The sequence below is a fragment of the Zoogloea sp. LCSB751 genome, assembly GCF_002028455.1.
Classification (GTDB): domain Bacteria; phylum Pseudomonadota; class Gammaproteobacteria; order Burkholderiales; family Rhodocyclaceae; genus Zoogloea.
In genome coordinates this window covers 148,030-161,198 of sequence record NZ_MWUM01000010.1, presented here as the reverse complement: position 1 = coordinate 161,198, position 13,169 = coordinate 148,030, and the positions used below count along the sequence as shown (strand labels likewise).

Here is a 13,169-nt window from a genome sequence, read left to right as displayed (position 1 = left end):
GGCCGGCCGGTTTCAGCCGGCCTGCAGGATGGTCACGGCGCTGACGCCGGGGGCGCCATAGACGTGGGTGTAGCCGAGCCGGGGCGTGCCCGGCACTTGCCGCGCGCCGGCCTGGCCGCGCAGCTGTGTGCAGATTTCGATGACCTGGCGCAGGCCCGAAGCGCCCACCGGCTCGCCGTTGGCCAGGCAGCCGCCATCGGTGTTGATGGGCAGGCGGCCGTGGATGTCGGTGTCGCCGTTCTTCAGCAGGTGGGCCTGCTCGCCGTGCTCGCAGAAGCCGTTCTCGGCGATGTGGATCAACTCGGAGCCGCTGTCGGTGTCCTGCAGCTGGATCACGTCGATGTCCTGCGGCCCGACGCCGGCCAGCTCGAAGGCGGCGCGGGAGGCCATCACCGTCGGCGCCGGCGACTGCTGCGCGGCCAGGCCCGGGTTGAAGACCTCGAAGGAGCCGTGGTGGCGGGTGCGCATCACGGCGGCCTTCACGATCACCGGCTTGGCGCTGTATTTACGGGCATGCTTGGCGCTGCACAGCACCAGCGCCGCGCCGCCTTCCGCCGGGTTGCAGAACATGAACTTGCGCAGCGGCAGGTTCACCGGCATCGATTCGGCGATCTCTGCGTACGACAGCTCGCGGCGGCGCCACGCGTGGGGCGTCAGCGCGCCGTTACGGAAGGCCCGCTGGGCGATGCGCACCAGCGCCTCCTCACCGATGCCGTGCTCGTGCATGTAGCGCTGGGTCTTCAGCGCAAAGAACTGGGTGGTCAGCATCAGGCCGGTCTCGCCGTACCAGTCCTCCAGCCCCCAGTCCTTCGGCCTGGGGTTGAAAGCGCCGCGCGGGTGCTTGTCGAAGCCCACCGCGACGCCGATCTCGGCGACGCCGGACTGGATCGCCGCGATCACGCTGGCCAGCGCCGAGCCGCCGGTGGCGCAGCCGTTGGCCACATTCACGAAAGGGATGCCGGTCAGGCCCAGGTGGTTCGACAGCGCGTCGGCGTTGCCACCGTCCTGGCTGCCTCCGTAGGCGACGCCGACGTCCTTCCATTCGATGCCGGCGTCTTTGAGGGCCTCGCGCACCGCGTAGGCGCCCTGCTGCTGGCCGGACAGGGCGTCGGTGCGTCCAAAGGGATGCAGGCCGACGCCGATGATTGCAACTTCGTTGTCCATGCGGGGAATCTCCGGGAAATCAGGCGGGGGCGAAGGCGTAGGTGTAGACCGGCGCCTCGCCGGGCACCTGGCGGTAGGCCTGCAGGGTCAGGATCATCGGCATGCCGATGGCGAGCAGCGCCGGGTCAGCGACACTCAGGCGGCTTTCCACCTTCACGCCGGACGGCATCTCCACGTAGCCGACGCCGTAGGGCCGGAAGTCCGCCTCGGACTCGCCGCCGTTGTAGGGCGCCTTGGGCCGGAAACCCTGGATCGTCCATGACCACAGCGTTCCTTCGCTGCCCAGGCGGTAGGGCTCCATGTCGGTGGCGCAGCAGCGCGTGCAGCCATGGCTGGCCGGGAAGTACACCTCGCCGCAGGCACGGCAGCGGCTGCCCAGCAAGGCCAGGCGCCCGCCGGCCAGGTCGAGCAGCTCGGGACAGGCAAGTTTCTTGGGGGTATCCAGCATCATCGGACCGGCCTCGTATTTGTATAAAACAATCAATTCTGTTTGTTATGGTACAGGAAAGAAATTGCTGGGGACAACAGGGAAATGGATTTCTTTGGGGAAGGCAGGTGGATGCTCAGACCGACTGCAGCCAGTCGGGAAGGTGTTTGTGGCCGTGGAGCACCCGCCACACATCGATATGGTCATTCCGCTCGATGTAGAAGACCAAGTAGGGGTAGCGCGTCAGCCCCCAGCAGCGCAAACCAGGCAGGTTGAGCTCGTGCGCGTAGCGAGGTGACCCGATCTCGGGGTGCTGACCGATCTGGCCGTAGGCCGCCTCCAGCGCATCGACGAACCCGAGTGCCGCCTGCTCGGCCCCTTCACGCAGGTAGTAGTCCAGGGCTTCCTCGACGTCCTCGTGGGCCCGCTTGCGCGGCACCACTGGCTTGTCGCTCACTCCCGCGGGCCCGCCTTGCGGATCCGCTCGCGCAAGCCCGCAAAATACCCGGCATCCGCGGGCCCCACCGTTTCCGATGCGGCCCCTTCGAGCAACAGGGCACGCAGCTGCTGGCAATCCTGATCCCGGCGGATCAATTCACGCACGTACTCGCTGCTCGTGCTATAGCCGCGCTGGGCGACCTGCTCATCCACGAATGTCTTCAGGGCGTCAGGCAGGGAAATATTCATCGTGCTCATCCAGCCAATTTAGGTCGCCTGGCAAAATTTGGCAAGGAACAGGAGGCCCCAATGGCAAAAGGGCCAGCGGCATGCCGTTGGCCCTTTTGCTCCGGTCCGCAAACCCACAACTCAGTCTGCGGCAACCTTCTTCGTCCGCCGGGCCTTAGGTGCCGACGCGGCGGCAGGCTCGGGTTCTGCAGCAGCAGCCTGCGGCGGGATCTTGGTGCCGTGCACCGCCTCGTAGGCTTTCTCGAACTCCACCATCGCCACCGACGCAAGCAGCTTGTGCAGGCGGTGCAGACGATCGCCCTGCATGTAGGGGGTCGGGTTGACGGCGACGCCCTTCAGGGAATGAAAGAACAAGTCACGCAGCACTTCGCCGGTCTGCGGGTAGTCGGCCCAGAACGGGAAGCGCTTCAGCATGCTGGCGTTCTTCTTGTCGTCGAGGGCCTTCTCGAGGGGCTGCATGACCCGGGCGAGGTCCTTGTCGGTGCGGGCGCCACGCTGCAGCTCCTGCAGGGCGATGAAGGACGGCCGCGCGTAGTAGTACTTCTGCAGCATCTCGAGGGTGTCGAGCATGCTCTCGTAGGTAGCCAGGTCGCCTTCCGGCAGGCGGATGCGCCGGCAGGCGTCCTCGTATTCGGCGGCGCGCAGGTCGGTGATGTACTCGGCGGCGGCCTCGAAGACGTCGGCGCGGGACTTGAAGTGGTGGGTCATCGCCCCACGGGACACACCGGCCTTCTGGGCGATCTTCTCGGTGGTGGTCTGCGTGTAGCCGAGTTCGACGAGGCACTGCAGCGTGGCTTCGAGGATCTGGTTGCGGGTGGCCTGGCTCTTTTCGGCCTGCCAGGTGCCGCCGGCCGCCTTGGAGCGGGCGGCGTCGCGCTTGGGGCGGACGATCTTGCGTACCGGCGGAGCCTCGGGGCTCAGCAAAGATTCCGGTTTGTTTTCTTCAGTCATGTAGGTATCCCCCAGATCCGGGCAGTTGCCGCCGGTCCGGCGTAGTCGTGAAGCGCCAGGGCGCTCCGAAGCAAGGTGGAGCGCCCTTTTGCCCTCTGCTGCGCCCCCGGCTGCTGCCGGGGAAAACGCGTGTTATGTATTTATTTCAGCAGGTTTTCCGGCGAGGATTCTACGACAAGCGAACCGAGTGTCCATAGTCGACGGTCAAGACGCTGCCGTTCATGTACGACGACGCTTCGCTGGCCAAGAGCAGCAACGGGCCGTCGAGTTCCTCCAGGCGCCCGAGGCGCTTGGCGGGCAGGTGGGCGATCTCCTTCTTGCCGGCCTCCGATTCGTAGAACGGGTTGGTCATCTCGCTCGGGAAATAGCCCGGTGCGATCGCATTGACGCGGATGCCGTGGGGCAGCAGGTCCAGCGCCATGTAGCGCGTCATGTGGATCAGCGCCCCCTTGGTCGTACCGTAGTTGATGAAATTGGGATACGCCAGGTGGCCGAGGATGGAGGCAATGTTGATGATCGAGCCGCCCTGCTCCGCGGCGATCAGGCGCTGGGCCACGGCCTGGGTCACGAAGAACGGGCCCGACAGGTTCACGTCGAGCACCGAGGTCCACTGGGCCTCGCTCATCTGGTGGAAGGCCGTCGGATCGGTGGCGCCGGCGTTGTTGATCAGGATGTGCGCGGGACTGCCGAAGCGCTGCTCGATGGCGTCCAGCGCGGCGCCGATGGTGGCCTGGTCGCCAACGTCCATGCGGCAGGCCATGGCCTGGCCGCCGGCGTCGCGGATCGCCGCGGCGACCGCCTCGACACGCTCGACGCGGCGCGCCACGCAGGCCACTTTGGCGCCAGCCGCCGCCAGCACGTGGGCCATGCGCTCGCCCAGGCCGGAACCGGCCCCGGTCACCAGGGCGACCCGACCTTCCAGGGAAAAGCGTTGCAGGAGGGTTCCTGCCTCAATGTGGGTCGTCATCTTGTTGTCCTTATCGTGGTTTCAGGCCAGCGCCGCCGGATCGGCCAGCGCGTCGGCGATGCAGCGGGTGAAGCGGGCCGCGTCGGCACCGTTGATCACCCGGTGGTCGTAGCTGAGGGACAGGGGCAGCACCGGCACGCCGACCACCTCGCCATCCACCCGCTTGAGGCGCTCGACCGTGCGGGTGACGCCGAGGATGGCCACTTCCGGTGCGTTGATGATCGGCGTGAAGCCGGTGCCGCCGAGGTTGCCGAGGGAGCTGATGGTGAAGCAGCCGCCGGACATCTCGGTGATCGGCAGGCCCTTGCCGCGGGCCCGCTCGGCCTTCTCGGCCAGCTCGGCGGCGATCTCCGGGATGCTCTTCCTGTCGCAGTCGCGGATCACCGGCACGACGAGGCCGTTGGGCGTTTCCACGGCGATGCCGATGTGGAAGTAGCGCTTCATCACCAGGCCGTCGCCGTTCGGCGTCAGCGAAGCATTGAAGCGCGGGAAGGCCTGCAGCGCCTTCACCGCCGCCTTGACCAGGAAGGCCACCTGGGTGACCTTCACGCCGGACCCGGCGCTGATGGCCTTGCGCGCCGCATCCAGCCCGGGCACTTCGGCCTCGTCCTGGTGGAACACGTGGGGGATCTGCGCCCAGTTGCGGGCCAGGAAGGACGCCACCAGCTTCTGGTGGCGCGGCAGCGGCACGGTCTCGACCTCGCCGAACAGGCCGAAGTCCATCACCGGCATCGGCGGCAGGCTGGCCGGCCAGGCCGGCGCAGCGGGAGCCTCGGGCTTGGCGCTCATCACACCAGCTCGCCGATGACGGTGCCGACCTCGTAGGTCTCGCCGGCTTCCTTGATGATCTTCAGGGTGCCGTCGGCCGGGGCCTCGACTTCCTGCACGGACTTCTCGCTCTCCATCGTGTACAGCAGCTGGCCTTTCTCGACGGCGCCGCCGTTCGGCACCATCCATTCGGTCAGGATGGCCTCATTGACGGAAAAACCGAGCTTGGGGAGGATGATTTCGGTTGCCATGATGTTGTCCTTTGCTGTTCTGTCTTTTTGATCGGGTTGGGTGCGGGCTTTGGTCGAATGAATTCGACCCCACGGGGCTTAGTTGAGGGTTTCGCGGATGGCCGCCAGGATGCGTTCGCGGGTCGGCACGAAGGCGGCTTCGAGGGGCTTGGAGAAGGGCACCGGCGAGCGCGCCGCGCCGACCCGCGCCACCGGGGCCTTGAGCTGGCCGAAGAGTTCCTTGTGCAGGCGCGCGGAGATCTCGGCGCCGACGCCGAAATCCACCTGGGCCTCGTGGGCCACCACCACGCGGCCGGTCTTGCGGGCCGAGGCGAGGAGGGTGTCCATGTCCAGCGGGGAGATGGTGCGCAGGTCGATGACCTCGGCGGCGATGCCTTCCTTGGCCAGCTCCCTGGCCACGCCGATCACGTCGTGGAGGGTCTTGCTGTAGCTGATCAGCGTGATGTCGCTGCCTTCCTGCACGATCCTGGCCTTGCCGATCGGCACGCGAACGCCGGGCTCCGGCGCTTCGCCGGGGACGAAGTACAGCGGAAGGTTCTCGATGAAGATGCACGGGTCGTCGTCGAAGATGCACGACAGCATCAGGCCGTAGGCGTCCGCCGGGGTGGCCGGGGCGACGACCTTCAGGCCGGCGGTGTGGGCGAACCAGGCTTCCAGGTAGTCGGCGTGCTGGCCGCCGGTGCCGAAGCCGGCGCCGGTGGTGGTGCGGATCACCAGCGGCACGTGGGTCTGGCCGCCGGTCATGAAACGCAGCTTGGCGGCGTGGTTGACGATCTGGTCCATCGCCACCGTGGTGAAGTTCATCAGCATGATCTCGGCCACCGGGCGCAGGCCGGCCAACGCGCCGCCGACCGCCGCGCCGACGATGGCCTGCTCGGCGATCGGCGTGGATTTGACGCGGCCGGTGCCGAACTTGGTGGACAGGCCGGCGGTGCACTTGAACACCCCGCCGCCTTCCCGGTCGGCGATGTCCTCGCCGAGGACCACCACCGATTCGTCGAGGGCCATGGCGTCATGGAGGGCCAGGTTGATGGCCTGGGCGGTGTTCATCTTTTTCTGGGCTGCGGTGGTCATGCTTGGGCTCCCTCGGCAACGACATCCTTGGCGAGTTCGGACACATCGGGATAAGGGCTGGCGAGGGCGTACTCGACGGCCTCTTCGAAGGCGGCGGCGTTGGTGGCCTCGATGTCGGACAGCTGGCCGTCGCTGGCGTGGCCCTGGGCAATCAGCCAGGCGCGGAAGCGCGGCAGCGGATCGGCGGCGATGGCAGCGGCCATCTCGTCCTTGGCGATGTAGTGGCTGTCGTCGCCCATCAGGTGGCCGCGGAAGCGGAAGGTGTTGGCTTCCAGCAGGGTCGGGCCCTCGCCGGCGCGGGCGCGGGCCACCGCGGCGCTGGCGGCCTGCCACATGGCGACGGCGTCGTTGCCGTCCACCTCGACGCCGGGGATGCCGTAGCCGATCGCCCGGTCGGCGATGGTCGCCGCGCCGGTGCCGTATTCGTACTTGGTGTGCTCGGCGTAACCGTTGTTCTGGCACACGAAGAGCACCGGCAGCTTCCACACCGCAGCCAGGTTGAGGGCTTCGTGGAAGGCGCCGATGTTGGACGCGCCGTCGCCGAAGTTCACCACCGTGACCTGGTCGGTGCCCTTGAGTTGCGACGCCCAGGCCAGGCCGTTGGCAATCGGCAGGCCGGCACCGACGATGCCGGTGGTCACCGGCAGGCCGGAGGCGACGTGGGTCACGTGCATCGGCCCGCCCTTACCCTTGCAGGTACCGGTGGCGCGGCCGAGCAGTTCGGCGACGAAGGGCTTCAGCGGAATGCCCTTGGCGAGCTGGTCGTGGATGCCGCGATAGGTGGTCACCACGTAGTCGCTGGCCTTGAGGTTCACCGAGATCGCCGCCGGGATCAGCTCCTGGCCCCGCGGCGAGTAATACGGCGAGGCGATCTGGCCGGCCTTGATCAGCTCGATGAAGCGGTCGTCCGCACGCTTGATCAGCGTGGCGATGCGGTAAATGTCCAGCAGGACCGCCTTGCTGGGTTGCTGCGTTTCACTCATGCCCTACCTCTCGATTGGGTTGGTAACTGGGGGCCATGGAACCGGCGGCTCATCCGGCAAACGGAAAAGAAACCAACAATCCCGTTTGTTTTTTTGCAGTATATCGGCAGTGATCGGGGGGCACAAGGGGATCAGAAAGAGGTTTTTTCCAGGCGCCCGGCGCTCTGACTTGACAAGAGCCAACAAAAGAACAAATTTATTTGTTTTCAAATCCACCGAAAACGAACGGCTGGATTGCTTGGCAGCCCGCCGGCAAGTTCCTATCCTCGCCATACCCACGTACACCGCGCACAGCGCCCGACGCGCCGGCCATGCACCAGCCCGACTCCACCCCCTCCACGCTGTTTGCCAGCCAGGCCGGACTGGCCCTGCTCGACGACCATCCCGGCGACGCGCTGCGCATCGCCCGGATGGGCCTGAGCCTGTGCCACGACGCCCCCGACCTGCTGGAGATCGCTGCCGACAGCGCCGCCCGCCTCGGCGACGACGCGAACGCCGCCCTGTACTGGCGCCGCCTGGTGGACCTCGTGCCGGAACACGCCCAGGCCTGGAACGGCCTCGCCATCGCGCTGCAGCGCCGCGGCGCCGTCCACGACGCCGAGGCTGCCTGGCAGCAGGCCCTGGCGCTACTGCCGGACGACGCCAACCTGCACACCAATCTGGGCCTGCTGCTGGAGGAGCGCGGCGCCCTGGCCGAGGCGGAACGCCACCAGCGCCGCGCCGCCGCGCTGGCGCCGGACTCGGCCCCGGTCCTCAATCATCTGGCCAACCTCCTCGCCCGCGGCGGCCACGCCACCGAGGCCGAAGCCCTTTACCGCGCCGCCCTCGTCCACCAGCCGGACTTCGCCACCACCCACTGCAACCTCGGCGTGCTGCTCACCGACCTGGAACGCCATGCCGACGCCGAAGCGGCCTTCCGCCGTGCGCTGGCCCTGCAGGCGGACTTCCCGCGCTGCCAGGCCAACCTGGGGCAGCTGCTGCTGGCCCACGGGCGCCTCGCCGAAGGCTGGCCGCTGCACGAAGGACGCCTGCTGACCCACGGCGCCTACTGCCGCGATGCATGCGGCAGCGCCGGCCTGCCCCAGTGGCAGGGCGAGGCGCTGGACGGAAAGGCGATCCTCGTCCTGCCGGAACAGGGCTACGGCGACGACATCCAGTTCTGCCGCTACCTGCTCTGGCTGAAATCCCGTGGCGCCGCGCAGGTCACCCTGGCCTGCCGGCCGGCCCTCGCCGCGCTGATGGCGGGCCTGGCCGGCGCCGACCGGGTGGTCGACCACAGCGAGGTCCCGGCCCTGCTCAAGCAGCACGACTACTGGACGGTGCTGCTGAGCCTGCCGCTGCACGCGGCCACGACGCTGGACACGATCCCCGCCACGGTGCCCTATCTGCGCCCCGATCCAGCCCGCATGCAACGGCTGCTGCCTGTGCTGGAGGCCGCCGCCGGCCCCGGCGAGTTGCGGGTCGGCCTGGTATGGCGCGGCAATCCCCGCCACGCCAACGATGCCGACCGCTCCCTGCCCGGCCTGGAAACCCTGGCGCCCTTGTGGGCCGTCGATGGCGTCCGCTTCTTCAGTCTTCAGGTCGGCCACTCTTCGCCCTTCCCCGCCGCCCAGCCGATCGGCGATCTCGCCCCCGTCATCGGCGACTTCGCCGACACCGCGGCCCTGCTTGCCGGTATCGACCTGCTGATCAGCGTGGACACCGCCACCGCCCACCTGGCCGGCGCCCTCGGACGGCCCTGCTGGATCCTGCTGCCCTGTTTCAAGGCCGACTGGCGCTGGCTGCGCGGACGCGCGGACAGTCCCTGGTACCCGGCCAGCCGCCTGTTCCGCCAGCCCCGGCGGGGCGACTGGAACGCCCCGGTGAAGGCGTTGAGCGCCGCCCTGGAACAACTTCGCGTCGAGTGGAAAACTTGATTGCAGTTTCCCGTTGACCTGCCGATGATGGCCTCCATCGGGACTGCCGCCAGTGTGGCCAGCCGGCCCCCCGCACCCGTTCGCTAACGAGACCTCCATGCCAGGATCCCCAGTCGAAGAACACCCGCACATCCTGAGAATCGTCGGGATCTACGTCCTGTTCGCCGCCGCCTGGATCCTCCTGTCCGACAAGGCGCTGGAGGCCCTCTTCGACGACCCGACGCAGATGACCCTCGTCAGCATCGCCAAGGGCTGGGTCTTCGTCGCCGTCACTGCCCTGCTGCTGTACACGCTGATGCAGCACGCCTGGCGCCGGACATCCAGCGCGCGCTCCGAACGCCAGCAGACCCTGCAGCTCCTCGAAGCGATTGCCGAGAGTTCCGACGATGCCATCTTCGCCAAGGACCTGGAAGGCCGCTACCTGCTGATCAACCGGGCGGCCAGCCGCATCCTCGGGCAACCGGCGGACGCCGTACAGGGCCACGACGACCGCGCCTTCTTTCCGCCCGAACAGGCCGCCCGCCTGATGGACATCGACCGCCGGATCGTCGCCGGCGGCCACCCCCAGAGCCACGAGGAAACCGTCGACACTGCGCTGGGCACCCGCGTCTTCCATGTCACCAAGGGGCCGCTCACCGGCCCCGAAGGTCATGTAATCGGGATTTTCGGCATTTCCCGCGACATCACCGAGCGGCAACATACCGCCGCCACGATCCGCCAGCTCAACGCCGAACTGACCGCGACACTGCAGGCCATCCCCGACCTGCTCTTCGACATGGACGTCAATGGCGTCTATCGCGGCATCTGGGCCCAGAACCCCGAGCTGCTGGCCGACCAGGAGAGCCGCCTGCTCGGCCGCTGCGTCACCGAGGTGCTGCCGACCGAAGCGGCCGATGGCGTGATGGCGGCGATTCGCGAAGCCGCCACCAAGGGCAGCGCCTACGGCCGGGTGATCCGCCTCGGGCACGGCAGCGACTGCAAGTGGTTCGAGCTGTCGGTCGCCCGCAAGGGCCGCGACGCCGGCCCCGGCGCCCGCTTCATCATCCTGTCCCGCGACATCACCGAACGCTACCAGGCCGAAGCGGCGCTGATGGAACGGGACTTCAAGTTCGGTGCGATCGTCCGCCATTCCCCGTCGGCCCTGACCCTCAAGACGCCGGACGGCCGCTACGCGCTGGCCAACCCCAATTTCCAGAAGATCCACCACCGCAGCGAGGACGAGATCGTCGGCCAGACCGATTTCGATCTCTACCCGGCGGAAATTGCCCGGATCTTCCAGGCCAACGATGCCCGCGTGCTGGCCACCCTGCAGCGCCATGCCATCGAGGAGAACATGCCGGTGGACGGCCAGCCGCACACCTTCATGTCGCACATGTTCCCGATCCTCGACCCCTCGGGCACGGCCCGCTTCGTGTGCCGCATCTCGCTGGACATCACCGAGCGCAAGAGAGTGGAAGAAGAGCTGCGCAAGCTGGCCCAGGCCGTGGAGCAAAGCCCCGGCAACGTCTTCATCACCGACCTCGACGCCCGGATCGAATACGCCAACGAAGCCTTCCTGCACAACACCGGCTACAGCCGCGAGGAAGTCCTGCAGCACAATCCGCGCTTCCTGCAGTCGGGCCGCACGCCGCCGGCCACCTTCGCGGCCCTGTGGCGCAGCCTCGAACGGGGCGAAACCTGGAAGGGCGAGCTGTTCAACCGCCGCAAGGACGGCAGCACCTACACCGCGCTGTCCATCATCACGCCGATCCGCCAGGCCGACGGCCGCATCAGCCACTACGTGGCGGTTCAGGAAGACATCACCGAGAGGCAGCGCAACCTGGAGGAGCTCGACCGCTACCGCCACCACCTGGAAGAGCTGGTCGCCACCCGCACCCTTGAGCTGGCCGAGGCCAAGGCCGCCGCCGAGTCCGCCAACGTCGCCAAAAGCGCCTTCCTGGCCAACATGAGCCACGAGATCCGCACCCCGCTGAGCGGCATCATCGGCATGGCGCACCTGGTCCGACGCGGCAACGTCAGCGTCCGGCAGGCCGAGCAGCTCGACAAGATCGCCGCCTCCGGCAAGCATCTGCTGCAGGTCATCAACGACATCCTCGACCTGTCCAAGATCGAGGCCGGCAAGCTGGCCCTCGACGAACGGGATTTCGCGCTGCGCGACATGCTCGACGCCACGCTGGCGGTCACCGGCGATGCCGTGGCCACCAAGGGCCTGCAGTTGCAAACCGACTTCAGCCGCCTGCCGGAAGTCCTGCACGGCGATCCGACGCGTCTGTCCCAGGCCCTGGTCAACTACATCGGCAACGCCCTGAAGTTCACCGACAAGGGCAGCATCCGCCTGAGCGGCCAAATGGTGAAGGAGGATGCAGAGGGCTACCTGCTGCGCTTCGAGGTCAGCGACACCGGCATCGGCATGTCGGCGGAGCAGCAGAGCCACCTCTTTGAGGCCTTCGAGCAGGCCGACAACTCCACCACCCGCAAATACGGCGGCACCGGCCTGGGCCTGGCGATCACCCGCCACATTGCGCGCCTGATGGGCGGCGAAGTCGGCGTGCGCAGCGAAACGGGCGTCGGCAGCACCTTCTGGATGAGTGGCCGCTTCGGCAAACCTCGTGACGCACAGCCGGTTGCGGCCAGCCCGGCCGGTGAGTGCCCGGAAGCCGTGCTGGCCCGGGACCACGCCGGCACCCGCGTGCTGCTCGCCGAGGACAACCCGGTGAACCAGGAGGTCGCCCTGCTGCTGCTCGGCGATGCCGGCCTCCACTGCGACCTGGCCGAGGACGGTGCCGAGGCCCTGCGCCTGGCCGGCGACCGGGACTACGCGCTGATCCTGATGGACATCCAGATGCCGGTGATGGACGGCCTGCAGGCGACGCAGGCAATCCGCCGCCTGCCCGGCCGCGGCACGGTGCCGATCCTGGCGATGACCGCCAACGCCTTCGCCGAGGACCGGGAGCATTGCCTGGCCGCCGGCATGAACGACTTCATTGCCAAGCCCTTCGAGCCGGATGCCCTGTACGCCATCCTCCTCAGATGGCTGGAAAAGCCGGCCACACAGGACTGACGCGCCGCGTCAGCCCCGCGGCTCGAACAGGGTTTCGAGAAAATCCCCCTGCTCCCGGCGCGGGCTGCGCCGGGTGAACACGTCGGCAAGGGGCCGCTTCTCCGCCTGGGCCAGCAGCTGGCAGTGGTGATGCAGGCCGGCCTCGCCCTGTTCCACGGCGCATAGCTGCACCGACAGCGCGCTGCCCACGTCGGCGTTGCCGTGGTACAGCAGATGCCGCTCGGTGCTCAGGCAGGCCGCCGCCCTGGGGCCGAACCAGCCCCACTCGGCCTGATCGACCAGCTCGTGGAAGCGCGCGAAATACAGGAAGCCCGCGCCGTTGAAATGCAGCGACGGACAGGGATGCACCGACAGCGGCGCGTAGCTGTGCCCGCCGCGGGCCGAACGGCCCGGCTCCCGCTCCTGGGGCGCCTGGGCCACGCGCCGGTTGAGCTCGGCGAAGCGCAGTCCCTCGTCGAGCGCCGGCACGTGCTCCAGCCCCGCCACCGGGCTGCGCACGGCCGAGGTATTGAGCCCGGCCGTCTCCCGCGCGACGAACACCGACTGCATCTCCACCACCGCACACAGGCCGGCACCGGCCGACACCACGTGCTTGCTGTAGAACTGCGTGCGGCTGACCCGCCCGAGCTGGCTGGCGACCTCCAGCTCGTCGTCCTCCGCCACGCTGCCGAGCCGGCCGTGGCGCAGGCGCACCGCGCGAAAGGCCGGATAGACGCGCCGCCCGCCGCCATCGCGCAGGCGGGACACCGGCATGCCGGCGGCGGCCGCCAGCAGCTGCCAGTGGCGGTCGCCGCAGTCGGCGAGCAGCCAGCTCTCCGACAAGCCGTTCAAGGCCAGCTGCGGCATGCCGACCCGCTGCCGGCCGTGCAGGGCCGGGGCGCTCGGGCGGGACGCTTCGGACAGGACGAGTTCGAGCATCG

At 68.2% G+C, this 13,169-nt stretch carries 13 protein-coding genes; 2 read left to right on the top strand and 11 right to left on the bottom strand.

The features are described from left to right. Positions 1-12: 12 nt before the first annotated feature. The 10 genes from B4920_RS13545 to B4920_RS13500 form a co-directional block, all read right to left on the bottom strand. A complete protein-coding gene (locus tag B4920_RS13545; protein WP_079435221.1) occupies positions 13-1,164 on the bottom strand; it encodes a thiolase family protein in 1,152 nt (383 codons plus the stop codon). A 19-nt stretch (positions 1,165-1,183) separates the two neighbouring features. After that, on the bottom strand, positions 1,184-1,615 hold the full coding sequence (locus B4920_RS13540; protein WP_079435220.1) for a Zn-ribbon domain-containing OB-fold protein: 432 nt from the start codon (positions 1,613-1,615) through the stop codon (positions 1,184-1,186). 112 nt (positions 1,616-1,727) lie between these two features. Next, positions 1,728-2,048 carry a type II toxin-antitoxin system RelE/ParE family toxin gene (locus B4920_RS13535; RefSeq protein ID WP_079435219.1) on the bottom strand — a complete coding sequence of 107 codons (321 nt, stop codon included), beginning with the start codon at positions 2,046-2,048 and terminating at the stop codon, positions 1,728-1,730. Continuing rightward, on the bottom strand, positions 2,045-2,278 hold the full coding sequence (locus B4920_RS13530) for a type II toxin-antitoxin system ParD family antitoxin (RefSeq protein WP_254050933.1): 234 nt from the start codon (positions 2,276-2,278) through the stop codon (positions 2,045-2,047). Before B4920_RS13530 ends, B4920_RS13535 begins: the two co-directional genes overlap by 4 nt. 120 nt (positions 2,279-2,398) lie before the next feature. Beyond that, positions 2,399-3,229: a TetR/AcrR family transcriptional regulator gene (locus tag B4920_RS13525; RefSeq protein ID WP_079435217.1), complete on the bottom strand. Its 831-nt coding sequence runs from the start codon at positions 3,227-3,229 to the stop codon at positions 2,399-2,401. A gap of 169 nt (positions 3,230-3,398) precedes the next feature. Then, positions 3,399-4,196 (bottom strand): SDR family NAD(P)-dependent oxidoreductase, encoded by a 798-nt coding sequence (locus B4920_RS13520; RefSeq protein WP_079435216.1) that lies wholly within the window; start codon positions 4,194-4,196, stop codon positions 3,399-3,401. 21 nt (positions 4,197-4,217) lie between these two features. Then, positions 4,218-4,985: a 2-oxo acid dehydrogenase subunit E2 gene (locus B4920_RS13515; RefSeq protein ID WP_079435215.1), complete on the bottom strand. Its 768-nt coding sequence runs from the start codon at positions 4,983-4,985 to the stop codon at positions 4,218-4,220. Next, entirely contained in the window at positions 4,985-5,215 is a 231-nt protein-coding gene (locus tag B4920_RS13510) for a biotin/lipoyl-containing protein (protein WP_079435214.1), read from the bottom strand. The genes B4920_RS13515 and B4920_RS13510 overlap by 1 nt, the downstream gene beginning before the upstream one ends. A gap of 78 nt (positions 5,216-5,293) precedes the next feature. Continuing rightward, on the bottom strand, positions 5,294-6,289 hold the full coding sequence (locus B4920_RS13505) for an alpha-ketoacid dehydrogenase subunit beta (protein WP_079435213.1): 996 nt from the start codon (positions 6,287-6,289) through the stop codon (positions 5,294-5,296). Further along, positions 6,286-7,272, bottom strand: coding sequence for a thiamine pyrophosphate-dependent dehydrogenase E1 component subunit alpha (locus B4920_RS13500; protein ID WP_079435212.1), 987 nt, complete (start codon positions 7,270-7,272; stop codon positions 6,286-6,288). Before B4920_RS13500 ends, B4920_RS13505 begins: the two co-directional genes overlap by 4 nt. A 311-nt stretch (positions 7,273-7,583) precedes the next feature. On the opposite strand from B4920_RS13500, the gene B4920_RS13495 reads away from it, so the two are divergent. After that, complete coding sequence (locus B4920_RS13495) at positions 7,584-9,188, top strand: tetratricopeptide repeat protein (protein ID WP_079435211.1); 1,605 nt, start codon at positions 7,584-7,586, stop codon at positions 9,186-9,188. A gap of 97 nt (positions 9,189-9,285) precedes the next feature. Next, positions 9,286-12,249, top strand: coding sequence for a PAS domain-containing protein (locus B4920_RS13490; RefSeq protein WP_079435210.1), 2,964 nt, complete (start codon positions 9,286-9,288; stop codon positions 12,247-12,249). 9 nt (positions 12,250-12,258) lie between these two features. Here B4920_RS13490 and B4920_RS13485 read toward each other — a convergent pair whose 3' ends face one another. Continuing rightward, positions 12,259-13,167 carry a Pnap_2097 family protein gene (locus B4920_RS13485; RefSeq protein ID WP_079435209.1) on the bottom strand — a complete coding sequence of 303 codons (909 nt, stop codon included), beginning with the start codon at positions 13,165-13,167 and terminating at the stop codon, positions 12,259-12,261. Positions 13,168-13,169: the final 2 nt, after the last annotated feature.

Bases quoted from the DNA above. Each gene is read 5' to 3' on its own strand.
- B4920_RS13520 (WP_079435216.1), bottom strand. From the start codon at position 4,196: ATGACGACCCACATTGAGGCAGGAACCCTCCTGCAACGCTTTTCCCTG.
- B4920_RS13510 (WP_079435214.1), bottom strand. From the start codon at position 5,215: ATGGCAACCGAAATCATCCTCCCCAAGCTCGGTTTTTCCGTCAATGAG.
- B4920_RS13540 (WP_079435220.1), bottom strand. From the start codon at position 1,615: ATGATGCTGGATACCCCCAAGAAACTTGCCTGTCCCGAGCTGCTCGAC.
- B4920_RS13525 (WP_079435217.1), bottom strand. From the start codon at position 3,229: ATGACTGAAGAAAACAAACCGGAATCTTTGCTGAGCCCCGAGGCTCCG.
- B4920_RS13530 (WP_254050933.1), bottom strand. From the start codon at position 2,278: ATGAATATTTCCCTGCCTGACGCCCTGAAGACATTCGTGGATGAGCAG.
- B4920_RS13500 (WP_079435212.1), bottom strand. From the start codon at position 7,272: ATGAGTGAAACGCAGCAACCCAGCAAGGCGGTCCTGCTGGACATTTAC.
- B4920_RS13490 (WP_079435210.1), top strand. From the start codon at position 9,286: ATGCCAGGATCCCCAGTCGAAGAACACCCGCACATCCTGAGAATCGTC.
- B4920_RS13515 (WP_079435215.1), bottom strand. From the start codon at position 4,985: ATGAGCGCCAAGCCCGAGGCTCCCGCTGCGCCGGCCTGGCCGGCCAGC.
- B4920_RS13545 (WP_079435221.1), bottom strand. From the start codon at position 1,164: ATGGACAACGAAGTTGCAATCATCGGCGTCGGCCTGCATCCCTTTGGA.
- B4920_RS13505 (WP_079435213.1), bottom strand. From the start codon at position 6,289: ATGACCACCGCAGCCCAGAAAAAGATGAACACCGCCCAGGCCATCAAC.
- B4920_RS13485 (WP_079435209.1), bottom strand. From the start codon at position 13,167: ATGCTCGAACTCGTCCTGTCCGAAGCGTCCCGCCCGAGCGCCCCGGCC.
- B4920_RS13495 (WP_079435211.1), top strand. From the start codon at position 7,584: ATGCACCAGCCCGACTCCACCCCCTCCACGCTGTTTGCCAGCCAGGCC.